Annotated in this window: 15 protein-coding genes and 1 tRNA gene; 8 read left to right on the top strand and 8 right to left on the bottom strand. The window is 64.5% G+C overall.

Annotation, left to right across the window (positions count from 1 at the left end; all coding sequences use genetic code 11):
* Position 1: 1 nt before the first annotated feature.
* Entirely contained in the window at positions 2-445 is a 444-nt protein-coding gene (locus tag ACL58G_RS00505; RefSeq protein WP_440964601.1) for a nuclear transport factor 2 family protein, read from the bottom strand.
* A gap of 152 nt (positions 446-597) precedes the next feature.
* Between ACL58G_RS00505 and ACL58G_RS00500 the strand changes: the two genes are divergently transcribed.
* Both ACL58G_RS00500 and ACL58G_RS00495 read left to right on the top strand, forming a co-directional pair.
* Positions 598-1,743, top strand: coding sequence for a branched-chain amino acid ABC transporter substrate-binding protein (locus ACL58G_RS00500; protein WP_413386464.1), 1,146 nt, complete (start codon positions 598-600; stop codon positions 1,741-1,743).
* Positions 1,744-1,750: 7 nt separating this feature from the next.
* Positions 1,751-2,386, top strand: a complete 636-nt coding sequence (locus ACL58G_RS00495; protein WP_440964600.1) for a hypothetical protein — start codon at positions 1,751-1,753, stop codon at positions 2,384-2,386.
* Positions 2,387-2,402: 16 nt separating this feature from the next.
* On the opposite strand, the gene ACL58G_RS00490 is transcribed toward ACL58G_RS00495, so the two are convergent.
* Complete coding sequence (locus ACL58G_RS00490) at positions 2,403-2,777, bottom strand: COG4315 family predicted lipoprotein (RefSeq protein WP_413338162.1); 375 nt, start codon at positions 2,775-2,777, stop codon at positions 2,403-2,405.
* A gap of 94 nt (positions 2,778-2,871) precedes the next feature.
* On the opposite strand from ACL58G_RS00490, the gene ACL58G_RS00485 reads away from it, so the two are divergent.
* A complete protein-coding gene (locus ACL58G_RS00485; protein WP_413386469.1) occupies positions 2,872-3,387 on the top strand; it encodes a YgjV family protein in 516 nt (171 codons plus the stop codon).
* Between the two features lie 80 nt (positions 3,388-3,467).
* Complete coding sequence (locus ACL58G_RS00480; RefSeq protein WP_440964599.1) at positions 3,468-6,734, top strand: DEAD/DEAH box helicase; 3,267 nt, start codon at positions 3,468-3,470, stop codon at positions 6,732-6,734.
* A gap of 213 nt (positions 6,735-6,947) precedes the next feature.
* Here ACL58G_RS00480 and ACL58G_RS00475 read toward each other — a convergent pair whose 3' ends face one another.
* Both ACL58G_RS00475 and ACL58G_RS00470 read right to left on the bottom strand, forming a co-directional pair.
* Entirely contained in the window at positions 6,948-7,364 is a 417-nt protein-coding gene (locus ACL58G_RS00475) for an organic hydroperoxide resistance protein (protein WP_440964598.1), read from the bottom strand.
* A gap of 34 nt (positions 7,365-7,398) precedes the next feature.
* Positions 7,399-8,391: an alpha/beta fold hydrolase gene (locus ACL58G_RS00470; protein ID WP_440964597.1), complete on the bottom strand. Its 993-nt coding sequence runs from the start codon at positions 8,389-8,391 to the stop codon at positions 7,399-7,401.
* Positions 8,392-8,590: 199 nt separating this feature from the next.
* On the opposite strand from ACL58G_RS00470, the gene ACL58G_RS00465 reads away from it, so the two are divergent.
* Both ACL58G_RS00465 and ACL58G_RS00460 read left to right on the top strand, forming a co-directional pair.
* A complete protein-coding gene (locus tag ACL58G_RS00465) occupies positions 8,591-10,117 on the top strand; it encodes a carboxylesterase/lipase family protein (RefSeq protein ID WP_440964596.1) in 1,527 nt (508 codons plus the stop codon).
* Positions 10,118-10,157: 40 nt separating this feature from the next.
* Complete coding sequence (locus ACL58G_RS00460) at positions 10,158-11,114, top strand: hypothetical protein (RefSeq protein ID WP_440964595.1); 957 nt, start codon at positions 10,158-10,160, stop codon at positions 11,112-11,114.
* Between the two features lie 15 nt (positions 11,115-11,129).
* Here the strand turns inward: ACL58G_RS00460 and ACL58G_RS00455 are convergent, their stop codons facing one another.
* Entirely contained in the window at positions 11,130-11,963 is an 834-nt protein-coding gene (locus tag ACL58G_RS00455) for a helix-turn-helix domain-containing protein (protein WP_440964594.1), read from the bottom strand.
* 137 nt (positions 11,964-12,100) lie between these two features.
* Here ACL58G_RS00455 and ACL58G_RS00450 point away from each other — a divergent pair, with 137 nt between their 5' ends.
* Together ACL58G_RS00450 and ACL58G_RS00445 are read left to right on the top strand one after the other, a co-directional pair.
* Positions 12,101-13,030: an alpha/beta fold hydrolase gene (locus ACL58G_RS00450; RefSeq protein ID WP_440964593.1), complete on the top strand. Its 930-nt coding sequence runs from the start codon at positions 12,101-12,103 to the stop codon at positions 13,028-13,030.
* A gap of 283 nt (positions 13,031-13,313) precedes the next feature.
* Positions 13,314-14,105 (top strand): PEP-CTERM sorting domain-containing protein, encoded by a 792-nt coding sequence (locus ACL58G_RS00445; protein WP_440964592.1) that lies wholly within the window; start codon positions 13,314-13,316, stop codon positions 14,103-14,105.
* A 102-nt stretch (positions 14,106-14,207) separates the two neighbouring features.
* Here ACL58G_RS00445 and ACL58G_RS00440 read toward each other — a convergent pair.
* The 3 genes from ACL58G_RS00440 to ACL58G_RS00430 all read right to left on the bottom strand — a co-directional run bounded on the left by ACL58G_RS00440 (position 14,208) and on the right by ACL58G_RS00430 (position 17,643).
* Positions 14,208-14,278, bottom strand: a tRNA-Phe gene (locus ACL58G_RS00440).
* A gap of 15 nt (positions 14,279-14,293) precedes the next feature.
* Positions 14,294-14,779, bottom strand: a complete 486-nt coding sequence (locus ACL58G_RS00435) for a hypothetical protein (RefSeq protein WP_440964591.1) — start codon at positions 14,777-14,779, stop codon at positions 14,294-14,296.
* Between the two features lie 20 nt (positions 14,780-14,799).
* Positions 14,800-17,643, bottom strand: coding sequence for a UvrD-helicase domain-containing protein (locus ACL58G_RS00430; RefSeq protein WP_440964590.1), 2,844 nt, complete (start codon positions 17,641-17,643; stop codon positions 14,800-14,802).
* Positions 17,644-17,833 lie beyond the last annotated feature (190 nt).

Below are 17,833 nucleotides of genomic sequence, written 5' to 3'. Positions count from 1 at the left end.
TTCAGTGCCGCAGCGAGGTCGCCGCGGCCGTCACGTCCGGCCGGTCGGGGCGGAACGCGCGTTCGGCCGACGCCGTGTCGTACAGCGACTCGACGCGGATGAACTTATCGTCACGCATGGTGAACACGTGGACCCACTGGCTGTCGTAGCTGCGCCCGGTGGACCTGACCATCCACATGGCCTCGCCGAGGACGACGACCTTGTCGTTTTCCGCGATGACGTCCTTGATGACGAAGCGCGTGGGCTGCATGGCCGTGATCAGCTCCGAAAAGAAGCGCCCGACTTCCGCCTTGCCGTGGAAGCTGCCGGCGAAGGGGACGGCTTCGGCGTCGGGGCCGATCCACTCGGCGTCGTCGTGGGCGTAGGCCATCATGCCGGGAATGTCGCCGCTCTGGAACAGCCGGTAGCCTTCCAGGACGAGCCGTTTGTTGTCTTGTGCGTCCATGTCTCTTTCTCCTTGTGATTGTGGTGCGGCGGGGCCGCTTCATGCAGCCTAGACGCCCGGCGCGGGAAGTCAAGAATGGCCTGTGACTTCTGGTTGTCGTAAACGCGGTCGCTGGGCATTACAATCGCGACATCACCCTGAAGGAATAGCCCATGCGTTTGATCTGCTTCGCCACCCTGTTTTCGCTGGCCTGCGTGCCGGCCGCCCACGCCCAATCGCAGGTGAAGATCGGCAGCGCCTCGCCGCTGTCCGGTCCCAGCGCGCACCAGGGCAAGGACATCGAGAACGGCGCGCGCCTCGCGATCGACGACTTGAATGCGCAGGGCGCGGCGATAGCCGGCAAGAAGGTCAAATGGGTGTTGCAGGCGGAAGACGACGGCAGCGATCCGAAGCTCGGCACGGCCGTCGCGCAAAAGCTCGTCGACGGCGGCGTCGTGGCGGTCGTCGGCCACCTGAATTCCGGCACGACGGTGCCTGCCTCGAAGATCTACAACAGCGCCGGCATCCCGCAAATCTCCCCGGCCGCAACGACGCCGCTGTACACGCACCAGGGCTATAAAACGGCATTCCGCATCGTCGCCAACGACGACCTCGTGGGCCGCGTGCTGGCCAGCTACGCCATCGACACGCTGAAGGCGAAGAAGATCGCCATCATCGACGACCGCACCGCGTTCGGCCAGGGCCTCGCCGACCAGTTCGCGAAAGACGTCAAGCGTTTGAAGGGCGCGGAGATCGTCAGCCGCCAGTTCACCAACGACCGCGCGACGGATTTCAATGCGATCCTCACGCAGATCCGCGCGCGCCGGCCGGACGTGATCTTCTACGGCGGCATGGACGCGACGGCCGGACCGATGCTCAAGCAGATGCAGGCGCTGGGCATCACCGCGAAGTTCGTGTCGGGCGACGGCGTGTGCTCGGAAAAGCTGCCGCAGCTGGCAGGCAGCGCGCTCGGCGACGACAAGGTGGTGTGCGTCGTGGCGGGCGGCGTCGATGCGCCGCTGGAGGCGGGGATGGCCGCGTTTTCGGAGCGCTACAGGAAGCGCTACGGCATGGGCTTCCAGACGTATGCGCCGTACGCGTACGACGCGACGATGACCTTCGCCGCCGCCATGCGCGCGGCCGGATCGTCCGACCCGGCGAAGTTCCTGCCGGCCCTCGCAAAGATCAGGTACCAGGGCATCACGGGCACCATCGCCTTCGATGCGAACGGCGACCTGCGCGACGCGGCCCTCACGCTGTACACCTACCGCCGTGGCCAGCTGACGAAGCTGCGGGTGGTGCGCGACAGCGTGAACTGAGCGAACGATGCGCTACCTGGACTTCAGTTCGTGGCAGGCGCTGGCGACGACCTTCCTCGGTCTCGCCGTCTTCACCCTGATCGGCGTGGGCATCCGCGTGCTCATGATGCAGACGATCCAGCAGCGGCGCGAGCGCATGAACCGCCAGATCAACGAGCGCCTGCGCACCCTGATCGCCGCGTACCGCACACTGGGCGGCTCGTTCACGGGCGAGCTGACGGTCGATCCCAAGCACCTGCGCGACTTGCGCGCGGCCGGCCTCGACGCCGGTTCGGACCGCGCGCGCCGCATCCGCGACGCCGTCGAGGCGGCGCTGGCCGACATCCTGCTGCTCGGCACGGAGGAACACTGCCGACTCGCGGGCCAGGCCGCGAGCGACCTCGCGGCGGGACGGCCGATCCACACGGCCGACCTGGTGATCTCGCTGCGCGCCTTCATCCGCGAAGCGCTCGACCTGGGGCCGGTCCCGGACGGCGTCGCGATCCCGCTGCAGGGCCCCACGCGCACGCAGGGTGCGGGCAGCCGCGGCAAAGGGGAGGGCGGCGGCAAGGGCGGTGGAGGCGGCGGCATGGACGGGGGCGGCGGCATGGGCGCCGGACTAGCGCCCGGCCAGCGGCACGACGACCACGACCCGGCCGCCTGATGCCGCGGCGCGGCCGTCAATCCGTCACGACGTGCCAGACGTTCATCTTCTTGTCGCCTGCGCGGTCGCCCGCCTTCTTGTCCTTCACGAACGTGTACAGCGGCTTGCCCTGGTAGGCAAGCTGCTTGCTGCCGTCGTCGCGCGTGACGGTGGAGTACGGCGCGGACACGGCCGCGTCGCCGGCCTTCACCGGCGGCCAGTTTTCCGCGCATGGGCCGTTGCAGGCGCTCTTGCCGCTGCCGGCGACGTCCTTGTCGAACGTGTAGACCGTCATGCCGTGGGCGTCGACGAGGACGCCGTTCATCTTCTTGACCGGTGCCGGATCGGCGGCGTGGGCGGACAGGGCGAGGAGGGCGGACAGACAGGCGATACCGAATTTCAATGCTTTCATGGTAGCTCCTTGGAAGACATCGGTTGTCAGGACTGCCCGGACATTCTAGTCCAGGATGCGGGCTATAATGCCGCTCCTTCCCGAAGAGTTTCCCATGTCCCTCGACTGGTTCGCGCCGGCGCAATGCGTCGGCTACATCGCGTTCGTCCTCGGCGTCGCCTGCGCGATGCAAAAGGACGACCGCCGCTTCAAGCTGTTCATGGCCGGCGAATGCCTGGCCTACATCGTCCACTTCGCCCTGCTCGGGAACCCGACGCCCGTCGCCAGCACGACCATGTCGCTGCTGCGCTCCGTGCTGGCGCTGTACACGCGTTCGGTGTGGGTGGCGGTCGGCGTCGTCGCTATGAACCTCGCCCTGGGCCTGACGCTCGCCACGCGCATGACGGACTGGCTGCCCCTGGGCGCGTCCTGCATCGGCACGCTCGCGCTGTTTCTCCTGCGCGGCGTTCCGATGCGCCTCGCGATGCTGTGCGGAACCTTTCTATGGATCGCGAACAACATCATCGCCGGCTCGATCGGGGGCACGGCGCTCGAGATCGTGATGGCGGTCGTGAACGGCACGACGATCTGGCGCATGGCGCGCGCGGCGCGGGTGGCGCAGCCGGCCTGACGTCCGTCAACGCCGCCCGTGGAGCGTGGCGCGGCGATCGCGGATAATGTCGCCTCGATTCGACCATCGTTCACCTGCACATGGAATTCACACGCGACGACGTCAAACACCAGTTCGATCCCCGCACCTTTGCCCGGGGCGAAGCCTATTGCAGCGAAGACCGCGTCGTCGCGATCGACGTCGATGGCGCGACGATCCATGGGGAAGTCGAAGGCAGCGGCGGCAAATTCTACGGGCAGGCCATCCGCGTGACGACCGGCAAGCGCGGCGTCCAGTTCAAGGGCGACTGCGATTGCCCGATGAGCTATAACTGCAAGCATGTCGTGGCCGTGTTGCTGACGCTGCTGGACCGCGCCGCGCCCGACGTGCCGCTCGCGGCCGAGCGCTGGCTGGCGCTGCTGGCCAGGGTAAAGAACCACGTGCAGGGCGCGCACGATCCGTCGGCGCAGGCCTTCAGGATCGAGTACGTGCTCGTGCCCGATCGCCATGACAAGGCGCTGAGCCTGCATCCGTACATCGTGCACCTGGACGAGGCCGGCCGCTTCGGCTCGGCCACCATCGTGAACGACCCGTTGCACCTGCTGACGCATCGGCCGCCGTTCGTCCGGCCCGAGGACGAAGAGCCGCTGCTCCTGCTGGCCGCGCTGCGCATGGGCCAGGGCGCGCCCAGGCCAACGGGGGTGGTCGGCGGACGGCTGCTGGGCGAACTCGCCGCCGCCGGCCGGCTGTGGCGCGCGGCGAGCCAGCACAAGGCCACGCGCGGAGAACTGCTGCGGATGACGCCGGGGCCGCGGCGCGCCATCGGCACTGCATGGCATGCGCATCCCGCCAGCCCCGAGGCCGTCTTGCTGGGCTGGCAGATGAGCGGAGGCGAGAAGGGCGTGCAGATCCTGCCGACCGATCCCATGTACTACATGGACGATCTCGTCGTGGGCGAACTGGCGGTGCCGGAGGCGCTCGCCGGCGTCCCGTCGGCGGCCCTGATGGACATCGTGGAACAGGCGCCGGTGCTGATCGCGGAACAGCGCGGCGGGGTCGCGGTCCGCCTGCTCGAACTGGGGCTGGACGAATTCGTGCCCGTTCCCGCGACGATGGCAGTGCGCGAGCGGCACGACGTCGTGCCCGTGCCGCGTCTCGTGCTCGACAGCCAGGACGTTCCGGGGCGGCGCGACTGGGTGGTCTGCGACCTCGCGTTCTTGTCGTTCGATTATGACGGCATGTCGACGGACGGCGTCGCCGAGCCCGTGCTGCGCATTGCGCGCGAGGACGGTGTCGACGTGATCGTGCGCGACCGGAAGGCCGAAGCGGCGGCCGGCAACATGCTGGCCGCGCTCGGTTTCATGCCGGCGCCGGCGAACTCGCCCATGCGCGAGTACTGGCCGGACGCCTTGTCCCTTCCAGACGAGACGGCCTGGCTGGCCTTCGTGCGCGACGGCCTGCCGCGCCTGCGCGAAGCGGGATGGTCGATCGAGATCGACCCGGATTTCCGCTACGACTTCGCGCACGTGGACGAGTGGTATGCCGATCTCGATGAACGCGAGGGCGACGGCAACGGCTGGTTCGACCTGGAACTGGGCATCATCGTCGGCGGCGCGCGCCATCCGCTGCTGCCGCTGCTGGTGGACATGATCCGCAAGACGCCGCTCGAATTCGGTATCGACGCCCTGGCCGCCCGTGCCGATACCGACGATTTGCCGCTGACGTTGTCCGACGGCACGCGCGTGGCCCTGCCGTGGGGCCGTGTGAAACCCATCCTGGCCACGCTGGGCGAGCTGTATTTCGGCGACCGCATCGGCGCGAAGATCCAGCTGCCGGCGCTGGATGCGGCACGCCTGGCGGAACTGGAGCGGGCCGCGCGCCTGCGCTGGCTGGGCGGCGAACGCTTGCGTGAACTGGGCCGCAAGCTGCACGACTTCGACGGCATCCGGCCGGTGGACGTGCCCGCCGGCCTGACGGCGCAGTTGCGCCCTTACCAGCGCGCGGGCCTGGACTGGATGCAGTTCCTGCGCGAATACGGCTTCGGCGGCATCCTGGCCGACGACATGGGACTCGGCAAGACCATCCAGACGCTCGCCCACATCCTCGCCGAAAAGGAGGCGGGCCGCCTCGATGCGCCGGCGCTCGTCGTGGCGCCGACGAGCCTGATGGGCAACTGGCAGGCCGAAGCGGCGCGCTTCGCGCCCGGCCTGCGCGTGCTGCTCCTGCACGGCAAGGACAGGAAGGCTTCGTTCGACCTGGTCGGCGACGCCGACCTCGTGCTCACGACGTATGCCCTGCTGGGCCGCGACGAGCCGGCGCTGCGCAGGCACCGCTATCACCTTCTCATCCTCGACGAAGCCCAGTACATCAAGAATAGCCGTTCGAAGGCGGCGCAGACCGTGCGCCTGCTCGACGCCCGCCACCGCCTGTGCCTGACCGGTACGCCGGTGCAGAACCACCTCGGTGAATTGTGGTCGCAGTTCCATTTCCTGATGCCGGGTCTGCTGGGTGACGACAAACAGTTCAATACCGTGTTCCGTAAGCCGATCGAGCAACGCGGAGACGTCCAGCGCAAGAACCTGCTGGCACGCCGCGTGAAACCTTTCATGCTGCGCCGGACCAAGGACAAGGTTGCCACGGAATTGCCGCCCAAGACGGAGATCGTGCTGCCCATCGAACTCGACGGCGCCCAGCGCGACCTGTACGAGACCGTGCGCGTGGCGATGGACAGGAAGGTCCGCGACGCCATCGATGCCAAGGGCCTCGCGCGCAGCCAGATCATTATTCTCGATGCCTTGTTGAAATTGCGCCAGGTCTGCTGCGATCCGCGCCTGCTGGACGCGGCCGCCAGGGTGGGGTCGGCCAAGCTGGACGCGCTGCTGGAACTGCTCGACACGTTGCTGAGCGAGGGACGCAGCGTCCTCGTGTTTTCCCAGTTCACGAGCATGCTGGCACTGATCGGCGCCGCGCTGGACGCGCGCGGTATCGCATTCGTCCAACTGACAGGCGACACGGCCGATCGCGACGCTCCCGTCGGCGCGTTCCAGCGGGGTGACGTGAGCGTGTTCCTGGTCAGCCTGAAGGCCGGGGGCGTCGGCCTGAACCTCACTGCGGCCGACACCGTCATTCATTACGATCCATGGTGGAATCCAGCGAGCGAGAACCAGGCGACCGATCGCGCCTGGCGCATCGGCCAGGACCAGCCCGTGTTCGTCTACAAGCTGATCGCGCAGGGCACGCTCGAGGAAAAAATCCAGGACATGCAGCGCCGCAAGGGCGAACTGGCCAATGCCGTGCTCGATGCCGAAGGCGGGCTCGCGGCGGCCATCGGCCGGGACGACCTGCAGGTGCTGTTCGCGCAACCCTAGGCCGGCACGCGCGCTGCGTGCATTACCGTACGGACGCCCGCGCCCGCCTGCGGCATCCTGAACCCGTGATCAATCGCAAACGAAAGGAGTACGATCATGGGCAAATATTTCCTGGCCTGGATCATGGGCGTACCGGCCATCGTGCTGGTCATCCTGTACCTGTTCTTTCACTGATGACAACGCCACCAACCGGTGGCGTTGTCGTTTCCGGGCTTACGCCACGGTGATGTTCACGTCGATATTCCCACGCGACATTTTTGAATACGGGCACGTTTGGTGCGCGGCATGGACCAGGTCCAGCGCGGCGTCGCGCGGCACGCCGGGCAGGCTCACGGTCAGCCGCGCCTGCAGCGAATAGCCGTCGGTGCCGGTGCCGAGGTCGACTTCCGCATCGACTGCCGTGTCTGCCGGCAGGGTCACGTGCCGGTCGCGCGCGGCGTGGCCCAGCGCGCCGATGAAGCAGGCCGACCAGCCGGCGGCAAACAACTGTTCCGGGTTCGTGCCCTTGCCGTGGCTGCCCGGCGGCGACAGCGTGATGTCGAGGCGGCCGTCGGCGCTTTTTGCACGGCCTTCGCGGCCGCCGGTGGTGCGGGTCTTGCCGGTGTAGAGAACCTTGTCGATCTTGCTCATGGTATGTCCTTTCGATTAGATGAGGAAATGCGGATTACAGGTGGCCGACGGCGATGACGGCATCGGCGAACGCGCGCGGCGCTTCCTGCGGCAGGTTGTGGCCGATGCCCCCTTTGATGAGTTCATGCTTGTACTTGCCGGTGAAGCGCCTGGCGTACGCGGCCGGTTCCGGGTGCGGGGCGCCGTTGGCGTCGCCTTCCAGGGTGATCGTCGGCACGGTGATGGCCGGGAAGGTGGCCAGGCGCTGTTCCAATTTGTCGTATTTCGCTTCGCCCTGGACCAGGCCGAGGCGCCAGCGGTAGTTGAAGATCGTGATGGCGGCATGGTCCGGGTTCTCCAGCGACGCCGCGCTGCGCTCGAACGTGCGGTCGTCGAACTGCCATCGCGGCGACGCGGTCTTCCAGATCAGCTTGGCGAAATCGTGGCGGTTCTTCGCATAGCCGGCGGCGCCGCGCTCGGTGGCGAAGTAGAACTGGTACCACCATTGCAGCTCGGCGGCCGGCGGCAGCGGCTGCTTGCCGCTTTGCTGGCTGCCGATCAGGTAGCCGCTCACGGACACCAGCCCTTTGACACGCTCGGGCCACAGCGCGGCCACGATGTCGGCGCTGCGCGCACCCCAGTCGTAGCCGGCCAGGATCGCCTTGTCGATCTTCAGCGCATCCATCAGGTCGACGACGTCCTGCGCCAGCGCGGCCGGTTCGCCGTTGCGCACGGCCTTCGGATCCAGGAAGCGGGTCGTGCCGTAGCCGCGCAGGTGCGGCACGATCACGCGGTACCCGGCCTTCGTCAGCAGCGGCACGACGTCGACATAGCTGTGAATGTCGTACGGCCAGCCGTGCAGCAGGATCACGACGGGATCGTTGGCCGGCCCCGCGTCGACGTAGCCGACGTTCAGCACGCCCGCATCGATCTGCCTGACGGACGGGAAGGTTTCGGACGTTTGGGCGTGGGCCGGGCCGAGGGCGGCGACGGTGAGGGCGGCTGCGCCGAAGACGTTGCGCAGCGTGCGGGCGATGAGCTGGTTCATTTCGATTCCTCCGGTAACTGGTCAGATGGTCTGCTGCCGTAAATTACTTATCACGATAATCATTATGTCGATAACTTTATCCGAGCGCCGGGCGCTTTGCAAGCGCGAAAACCATTATTTCGATAATTATTTTTGACACGCTGGCCTGCCAGAAAACGAGGCCGCTAAAATGTCTTTTCGACAAATATGAGGAGACGACATGAAAGGTGCGGCTGTTGTCGCCGGATGCCTGCTCGCTGGAATGGCCCAGGCGGCGCAGGTGACGGACCCGGTGCAGGTCACGGGAGGGCGGATCGTCGGCACGGCGGCCGACGGCGTGAACGTATTCAAGGGCGTGCCGTTCGCGGCGCCGCCCGTCGGCCAACTGCGCTGGCGCGCGCCGCAGCCGGTCGTGCCGTGGCAGGGCGTGAAGACCGCGCAGGCCTACGCGCCGGCCTGCGCGCAGACGGCGGCGTGGATCCCGGATCCGAAAAGCGAAGACTGCCTGTACCTGAACGTGTGGGCGCCCGCGCAGGCGCGGAAGCTGCCCGTCATCGTCTGGATCCACGGCGGCGGCTATTACGGCGGCACGGGCGCCCAGCCCGGTTATGACGGCGGCAACCTGGCGCGGCGCGGTGTCGTCGTCGTCACCATCAACTACCGCCTCGGCATTTTCGGCTTCTTCGCCCATCCCGAGCTGACGGCGGAGTCGCCGGACAAGGCGTCGGGCAACCAGGGCATGGAAGACCAGGTCGCGGCGCTGCGCTGGGTGCGGCAGAATATCGCGGCCTTCGGCGGCGATCCGGCGCGCGTCACGATCATGGGCGAATCGGCGGGCGGCGAATCGGTCGCCGTGCTCGTCGCGTCACCGCTGGCCAAGGGCCTGTTCCAGCGCGCGATCTCGCAGAGCGGCAACTTCGCGATGCCGATCGACGCCAGCGAGAACGCCTTGTTCGACCGCACAGCCGCGGAACAGGCCGGCGTGGCGTTCACCAGGGCGGTGGGCGCGAAGCGCCTGGCGGACCTGCGCGCGCTGCCCGTCGCCGCGCTGCAGAAACCGGCATGGGCGCCGCATCCGATCGTCGACGGCCATCTGCTGCGCGAAGACTTGACGACGACGTACCGCAACCATCGCCAGAACGACGTGCCTTTGCTCGCGGGCTGGAATGCGGAAGAGGGCAAGGACCTCGCGCCGGAAATCCTCGGCACCGACAAGTTCACGGCCGCCAGCCACAAGGCGCTCGTGGCGAAGCTGCTGGGCCATGCGCCGTCCACCGCCGTGCTGGCTACGTATCCCGGTGCGACGGATGCCGAAGCCAGGGCGTCGATCGACCGGCTCACGACCGACTGGTGGGGCTGGCGCACGTGGTACTGGGCGGCGCTGCAGGCGCAGTACGGCCAGGCTCGGCCCTACCTCTACTATTTCACGCACCGGCCGACCGAACCCCTGACGCCGTGCGGCTATGGCTGCGGAGCGGGGCATGGCGCGGAGATCCAGTACGTGTTCGATCACCTCGGCCAGGATCCGCGGCCGTGGTCCGCATACGACCGCCAGCTGGCCGCGCGCCTGGCCGACACGTGGGCAAGCTTCGCGCGCACGGGCACGCCGAACGGCAAGGGCTTGCCCGACTGGCCCGCGTTCGACGGCCGGCCGGCGACCATCCTGCGCATCGGCGACGCGGCTGACCTGCAGGCGCGGGGCAGGCTGCCGGATTTTTCCTTGTTCGGGGAGACCGGCAAGCATTGAAACAGCGTGGCCGGATCCTTGACGCAGTATTTGCCGCGTCTTGCCCGGTATCGACAGTGTGCCGCTCCGTCAGGCAGAATCGGGAAATCAATCGCTCAACATGACAACAATTTCAGGGATTTCTATGACGGAGCATCTGCAATACATCGACAATGCTGAAAAAGTATTCGTTTTCGACCAGGTCTACCCATTAAGCGCCGCCAACGAGCAGGCCAACCAGAAAAAGCTGAATGCGTTCGGCTTCTGGACCAAGCTGAATCCGTTCAAACGCCCCAGGGACGAAACGGTCCTGCTGTCGAAGCACGTGTTGCGCTATGAGCCGTTCTGGCACGTGGTGACGACCCGTTCGGTCGATTATTCGCGCGAGCTGATTTATCCGGTCGACATCGGCAACGCCTATGCGCACAAGGTCGTCATCAACGGGAAGGAATATTCGATCGCGGAGCAGGGGAACAAGCGGACGATCAGCATGCAGGCCGTCGAATATTCGCACAGGAAGATCAAGTACGAGGATCATCTCGACGGTTTGTCGCGCGATCCGAAAAAAGGGGCACTGGCAAACTACATCAACAAATACAAGGTGCAGGAACACTCGGTTCTCGAACTGCCCGAAGCTGTCGTTCCGCAGTTGCGTTTGCCCATGCTGCTGCAGAAGATCCGCCAGACGCTCGCCGCGGAGACCATTCATGCGCACGAGTTTCAGGAAGATCTTATTACGGTAGAAAAGGTCCACCTGTACTACCGTCCCGTGTTCGCTTTCGAATTCGCCTGGACGACCGAGGACAAGGTCGGCGTGATCGAAGTCGATGGATTGACCGGCGAAGTCATCGAGAACGGCCAGTGGTTCAAGGAAACGCTGCAGGCGTTTACCACCCGCGAAATGCTGTTCGAACTGGGATCGGAACTGGCCAGCGCGGTCGTTCCCGGCGGCGGGACGGCTGTCAGGGTGATCGAAAAAATGACTTCCGAGGGACGTGTCGATCCCTTGAGCGCATAAGACGTTCGCCGCGCGTCAGCCGGCCCGGATCTGCGACGGGCTCAATCCCACAATGCGGCGCATCCAGCGCGCCATGTGGCTCGGATGCGCGAAGCCGGTTTCCAACGCGACTTCCGTGACGCTGAGCCGCCCCTCGAGCAGATGCAGCCGCGCCCGTTCCACGCGCCGTTCGAGCACGAACCGGTGGACCGGCGTACTGGTCGCCTGCCTGAACAAGGCCTTGAAATGCGAAGGACTGAACCCCGCGACGGCGGCCAGTTCGGCGAGCGTCAGGTCCTGGTCCAGGTGGGCGTCGATGTAGTCGACGACGTGGCGCAGGCGCCAGGCGGGCAGCGCCCGTGCCGGCACGGTCCTCGACCGCGACTGCAGCGCGACGAGGCGCACGGCGAGCGCCGACGCGAGACTGTCGGCGAACAGCCGCCCGCCCGGGTGGGCGTCATGGTCCTCGGCCTGCATCATCCAGCCGATGCGCTCGATCTGCGGATCGCGGACGTGGATCGCCGGCGCGAGGTCGAAGGCGCGCGCGCCGTGTCCCATGTCGTCGGCCGTGGCGCGCAGGTGCGCGGGCGCGAGCCGGAGCAGCAGCGAGGTGGCCGGCTGCGCCAGGGTCCAGCGCGTGCTGGAGCCGCCCGGCACGACGCAGAACTGGCCGTGCAACCGTACGCCCTGCCGCTCGGCCTTGCCCGCCCGGTACGACACCGGCACCGGCCCGCCCAGGTGAAGGCACAACACGTGGCGTTCGTCCACGGGCGAATCGAACCGGCCCGACGGCACCGGCGACGTCAGCACGTCGAGGAGCGGCAGCGGGGCCGTCGCTGGGCTGGGATAGCAAGATGGGCGGTCGGTCATCTGATCCTCCGGTACGCGTCCCGCCAATGTACAAGGAAATCATCCGTTTGTGTCCGCCGCCGGCCGCCGGTGCGCGCCGGGTCGGCTCGGCGTCGCTAGCATCCTTCCATGTCCAACGCAGCGAAGGAGAGTCGAGCATGAAACGCAGGGATTTCTTGTACGTGACCGCCGCAGCGGTCGTAGCCGGCCGTGCGCAGGCGGCGCAGACGGAGGTGGAACGCTATCGCCACGCGCGGCGCCATGTGGACCTGCCGTGCGGCCGGATTGCCTACGTCGAGCGCGGCACGGGTGCCGCGGCGCTGTTCCTGCACGGGGCGCCGCTCAACGGCTTCCAGTGGCGCGGGGCGCTCGACCGCCTCGCCCCGTACCGGCGCTGCATCGCCCCCGATTTCATGGGCCTCGGCTACTCGCAGGTCCCCGCAGACCAGTCGGTGGCGCCCGCCGCCCAGGTGGCGATGCTGGCGGCGCTGCTGGATGCGCTGGGCGTCGGCCAGGCCGACATCGTCGCTTCCGACAGCGGCGGCGCGGTCGCGCAGCTGTTCCTGGTTCGCTTTCCGGCGCGCGTGCGCACGCTGGTGCTCACCAACTGCGACACGGAGCCCAACAGCCCGCCGCCGCTGATCCAGCCGGTGCTCGACATGGCCCGTGCGGGCACGCTGGCCGACGACTCCGCGCAGTGGCTGGCCGACGGAAACCTGGCGCGCGCGACGTTCGGCGCGGCCGCGTACCACGATCCGGCGCTGCTCACGGACGACATCATCGACTACTACGTGGCACCGATGGTGAGCACGCCGTTGCGGCGCAGGCAGTACCACGCATTCCACGACGCGCTCGCGCCGAATCCGCTGGCGGGCATCGAGGCGGCGCTCAAACGCACCACGGCGCCGGTGCGGATGGTATGGGGCGCCAGCGACATGATCTTTCCGCTGGCGGATGCCGCTTATCTTGACCGTATTTTCCCGCGCTCGCAGGGAATATATCGAGTTCCAAAAGGAAAATTATTTTTTCAGGAGGAATTTCCCGATGTAATTGCGGAAGAGGTATTGCGATTATGGCGTGCTGGTTGAATACAAGAGTTGATTAAAATTATCGAGATTTTCCCTAATTAAATAAGAGGATGAACATAATATGAAGCCGTATCGGGTTTAATGAATGCATATGTTTTATATTCTATCGCCGATTTACCCGATTTAAATGTCGGTGTATTTAACAGTTACAGGATCTATATCGATGCGGATTTAAAAAATCCATTTTCTTTCAAGTAGATAAGTGCGTGGCACAGGAATTGCTAAGGTGTCGCAGTGCATTAGTTGCACCCATAACTCTTATTGACTTGAAAGGACTACACAGATGAAATTAAAATTCGCGCTGGCCGCTGCCCTCGCATTCACCGCCATTACCGGTACCGCACACGCCGGCGCCTTTATCAATGGTGGTTTTGAAGATGGCAATGCAAACGGCTGGACGACTGGGGAAGGGTATCGTTGGGATACGCTGAATACGAGCCTGTCGCCCGCCACTTTCCTGCCGGGCGGCAGCAAGTACACGGGGCCGGCAACCCGCTCGGCCGTCAACGCCGCTGGCACGGTCGATCCGTTGCTGGGCTCGTTGCTGGGTTCGACCGTTTATTCGGGCCAGTACTCGTATCGTGTCGAAGACACTTCGGACGGCGGTAATGCATCGGTCCTCAGCCAGAAAGTGACGAATTACACCGAATCGAACATCTTCTTCGCCTGGAAAGCCGTGCTGGAAAATGGCGGCCACACCGCCGATGAATCGGCCGAATTGCTGATCACGCTGACCGACGATACGACGGGCACGGTCCTGATCAATCGCGTCTACAATGCCGGCGACGGCGGCGGCGGTGTCGACAGCCGTTTCACCATGAATGGCGACCTGTTTTATACGTCGGCGTGGCAAATCGAACAGCTCGCGATCGATTCGTCGCTGTCGGGCCACGATTTCACGCTGTCGATTCTGGCTGCCGATTGCCAGCCGTCCGCACACACGGGTTATGCCTATATCGACGGTTTTGGCGCGGTTATCCCGCCGGTAAAAGTTCCGGAACCGGCATCGGCCGCGCTGATGCTGCTGGGTGCCGGCGCAATGCTGCGTTCGCGTCGTCGCAAGCAGGCTAAATAAAACACGTATGAATAAAACGCCATCCGCGGATGGCGTTTTAATATCGATAGCCTGAAAGCAAAAACGCCGACCTGCAAGGGGCGGCGTTTTCGCTTGAAACTTTGGAGGCCCGGCGCGGACTCGAACCACCGACACAGGGATTTTCATTCCTGCGCGCGGTCGCTTGCGCTGCCTCCTGGCGTGACAGCTCAGACGAAGTTCCTGATGAACTCGTAGTAGGCGCGCGGCCCGAAGGACGAATGGCGAATCACCGATTTCTTGATCAAGGTGATAAGAGCAACATAATCCTTGAGCGTGAGATCGTTGTCTTTGCCGATGTTGTCGACGCCAATATCGACCACGTGGGCGACGATGCCGTCGATGGCTGGATGGTTCAGCACCTTCTCGTTTTTCGCGAAGCCGAATTTTTGTTTCACTGCGATGATCGAATTGTCGAGACCCACGATACACAAGGCATCGGTCAGTTCGGGTATGGCTTCGTACTCGGCTCTGAGGTGGGTTTCGATGGTTTGGCAAACGCCGAGTTGCAAATCATTCTTCGGGTCCATTGTAGTTACCTCGTTGTCGTAAGCCGCTTGCTGGCGGTGGATCTGGTCAAAAAATACCGTAGCGTCGCAGTACCGCTCACTTGTGTGGACGATCAAGACCGTTGCGGCCGGGCTGGAGGCGTTCACGGACGTCGGTACGCACAAGATCATTGCCGTCCGGCGCGTCGGATGATCGGCTCGGCCGTGACCGGCAGTCCGGCAAGCCCGAGCAGATCATTGATATGCCGATCGTAGCGCGGATCGGCCAGTTCCTTGACGAGAGGAAGGTTGAGGGCTGAATACACCGGCACCCATTCGTCACTGCCATCAGGACCGCGACTGCGCAGCGACAATGCCGGATTCAACTGGTAGACCCCGGTTGCCACGCGCTTGAACAGGTGCCGGTTATAGGCGTAGTCGCGATCGACCTCGTTGCGGGCCAATACGCCCGAGATGAAGGCCCGCTTCCTGCGTTCCGGAGGCAGTACGGCAGCCGGCATCCTTTCGTAAGCGCCGAGCAGCATCCCGGCATCGAAGCCGCCTCGGTCGCTGGCGTCCGCATTGCCGAAGCACGACTTGAACAGCACCCACATCGTTTGCAGTATCAGGTATTCGGACTGGCGCGCGTCGATGCGCACGAGGCGCTCGCCGACCATCACGTCGATGCGAGCTGGCGCCACCAACTGGTAGACCGCGCCGAACGGCCCCTTGGCGTACTCATCGTCGCGCAGCGCAGTCGCGATCGCCCAGTGCAGCGCGTTGCGGCCCAGGTGATCGACGGCCGTGGTATCGGCGCCGCGTTCGAGCAATGCAGTCACCAGGGGAACGTTGCCGGCCGCCGTTGCCGCCATGAGCGGCGTCTGGTTCATCGGCGTCCGATGCTCGACGCCATGTTTATCGCATAATTTCAGGATGTCCTTGAAATTGCGAGCGAAATAGGGCTGGTAATGGCGCTGGCCAAACGTGACGGCATGTATGGGAAAACCGCGTGCCTGGCCGAAGCCGGCGTCGTGCACCAGGAAATAGGCGAGGATCGGTTCGTCGAAGCAGGTTGCGTAATCATACAGCTGGGTCTTGGCTTTGCTGCCCGGTACCTGTTCGCGGAACACCCTGGACAGCGTCTCACGCAGTCTGGCCTCGTCGAGCACGGGCCAGGGGACGGGTGAGGTCTTCAGTATCATGCGTTCGATCGCGTCGGCCTGTTCCTGCTTGCCCTGCAATGCCAGCCTGCGCGCTTCCTTCTGCCAATCCTCGAGGCTCGATGCTTGCGCGGCCGTTTTCTCCGGGGCGTCCAGGTTTGCGATATCGAGCAGGCGCAGCAGCGGATGTCCTTTATCCGATTCGACCAGGTAGACATTGTGGATAGCCCGCGTCAGCGCCACGTACAGCGCGTTGACGTAGAACTTGTAGATTTCGAGCGATTTGTCGCCCTTGTCCCTGGCGCGGCCGTACTGCAGTTCATCCCCGGTAAGGTCGGATTCACCGACTCCCTCCGCGATTGCGGCGAACTGGGCGCGGTTGTCCGAAACAAAGCGGTACAGGACAATGCTGTCGTACTCGAGGCCCTTCGCTTCATGTACCGAGAAGATCAACGGGGTGTCGAAGTGCTTTCTCGCCTCGGCCTTATCTTCGTCGCGCAATACCAGCACCGCAAAGCGGGTCGAGCGGCGTGTTTGCGCGTTCAGGTCGCGCCGCACGGCATCGCTGTCGGTCAGCAGGCTGGCGGCGCCCTCATCCTGCTTGACGGCTTCGACCAGAAAATTGCTCTCGCGGTCAATGGAGCCAAAGCGCTTGTGCTTGATTTTCAGGAGCGTGTTGGCGATCCGCGTGACCTGCCTGCCGTTCCTGAAATTGGCGCGCAGGACTTGCAGTTGCTGTCGTTCGGCCAGTTCGGGATCGTGCCAGAACAGACTCTTGACTTTCCCCCATGAAAAGAAATTCGGGTGGACGATCTGGTTCGAGTCGCCGCACAGCAAGAATTGTCCCGGCTTCTTCAGCATGCGCAACACGAGCGCCAACTGGACCGGGGTAAGGTCCTGCACCTCGTCGATCACCACGAAATCGTAGCGCGGCTGCACTTGCCGCCGCCAGTCGTGCGACACCAGGTTCGAGTCGAACAGCCGGGCCTCCTGCAGCCAGACCCGGTATTTTTCGAACAGGTCGTACAACGCGGTGCGATCGCCGGACGAGAAGATCGATTGACGTGCGCCGAGCGCCGCATACTGGTCGCGCGTCAGCACGCCCGCGGCGTCAGCGGTGATCACGCCCCGGATTTCTTCGTATGCCTGGTGGGCGTCGATGCCCTTGAATTGCTGGCGCATGCGCGCGAACCAAGTGGAAAAATCGCGCCAGCTGGCTTCGCGGCCTTGCGGGATCCGGATCGACTCGAGGAACTCGCGGAAGGACAGGAAATCCGTTTCCTGTCCTTCGCGTTCGAAACCATGCGCGTAGTACAGGTCGCGCGCCGACTGGGCAAGGTAGGCCGACAGCGTCACGTACAGGATATCGCCCTGCGCCTGCTTCATCTTCTCGAGCGTCAGCGCGGTCTTGCCGCTTCCCGCGCTACCGACGATGATCAAGGGGGTGGCTTGCAAATAGACTGCCTGCTGTGCATCGTCGAACGAAATGACCTTGTCGAGCCAGTGCACCTGTGGCCGGTTCGGGTTTACATACCCCACCGGCTCGGCTTCCCGGATGGCTTCGGCCAGATCGGCTGCCGGAATCTTGGTATCGTCGATACTGGCCCCGCGGAGAAAGCGCGACTTGTCGTAGGCGTGCTGCTCGATCACTTCCAGCATCAGGGCATAGGTTTCTCCATCGTAGCGGACGATGGAGAACAGCAAGCGGTCGGCATAATCGAGTTTTGCTCGATAAAACTTGCCCTGCGTAAGGTTGGTCAGTTTCTTGACATCGGCCGCGCGGAAGTCGTCGCGCTCGATCGCTTCTCGTACTCTGGCATACTGGTTTTTGTTGCGCGGAGGGGAAAATTCGATGTATTCGAGGATCTTCATGGAAGCCTGTCACGTATTGATATGGAATAAAAATTAATCGATACCGATACTGTGGATTAGTCAGATTGGATGAGCCAGCCTGGACAATTGGGTCTGATGCCGCCGCCTCAACGCCGCTTTGTACCGGAAATAGACAGGATGCAAGATTTCGGATGCCGGAAACGAAAACGCCGACCTGCAGGGGTCGGCG

Origin of the sequence: Massilia sp. GER05, from assembly GCF_052056005.1 — a bacterium.
Lineage (GTDB): Bacteria > Pseudomonadota > Gammaproteobacteria > Burkholderiales > Burkholderiaceae_D > Telluria > Telluria orientalis.
This window is presented reverse-complemented; position numbering and strand designations above follow the sequence as displayed.

Bases quoted from the DNA above. Each gene is read 5' to 3' on its own strand.
- ACL58G_RS00505 (WP_440964601.1), bottom strand. From the start codon at position 445: ATGGACGCACAAGACAACAAACGGCTCGTCCTGGAAGGCTACCGGCTG.
- ACL58G_RS00500 (WP_413386464.1), top strand. From the start codon at position 598: ATGCGTTTGATCTGCTTCGCCACCCTGTTTTCGCTGGCCTGCGTGCCG.
- ACL58G_RS00495 (WP_440964600.1), top strand. From the start codon at position 1,751: ATGCGCTACCTGGACTTCAGTTCGTGGCAGGCGCTGGCGACGACCTTC.
- ACL58G_RS00490 (WP_413338162.1), bottom strand. From the start codon at position 2,777: ATGAAAGCATTGAAATTCGGTATCGCCTGTCTGTCCGCCCTCCTCGCC.
- ACL58G_RS00485 (WP_413386469.1), top strand. From the start codon at position 2,872: ATGTCCCTCGACTGGTTCGCGCCGGCGCAATGCGTCGGCTACATCGCG.
- ACL58G_RS00480 (WP_440964599.1), top strand. From the start codon at position 3,468: ATGGAATTCACACGCGACGACGTCAAACACCAGTTCGATCCCCGCACC.
- ACL58G_RS00475 (WP_440964598.1), bottom strand. From the start codon at position 7,364: ATGAGCAAGATCGACAAGGTTCTCTACACCGGCAAGACCCGCACCACC.
- ACL58G_RS00470 (WP_440964597.1), bottom strand. From the start codon at position 8,391: ATGAACCAGCTCATCGCCCGCACGCTGCGCAACGTCTTCGGCGCAGCC.
- ACL58G_RS00465 (WP_440964596.1), top strand. From the start codon at position 8,591: ATGAAAGGTGCGGCTGTTGTCGCCGGATGCCTGCTCGCTGGAATGGCC.
- ACL58G_RS00455 (WP_440964594.1), bottom strand. From the start codon at position 11,963: ATGACCGACCGCCCATCTTGCTATCCCAGCCCAGCGACGGCCCCGCTG.
- ACL58G_RS00450 (WP_440964593.1), top strand. From the start codon at position 12,101: ATGAAACGCAGGGATTTCTTGTACGTGACCGCCGCAGCGGTCGTAGCC.
- ACL58G_RS00445 (WP_440964592.1), top strand. From the start codon at position 13,314: ATGAAATTAAAATTCGCGCTGGCCGCTGCCCTCGCATTCACCGCCATT.
- ACL58G_RS00430 (WP_440964590.1), bottom strand. From the start codon at position 17,643: ATGAAGATCCTCGAATACATCGAATTTTCCCCTCCGCGCAACAAAAAC.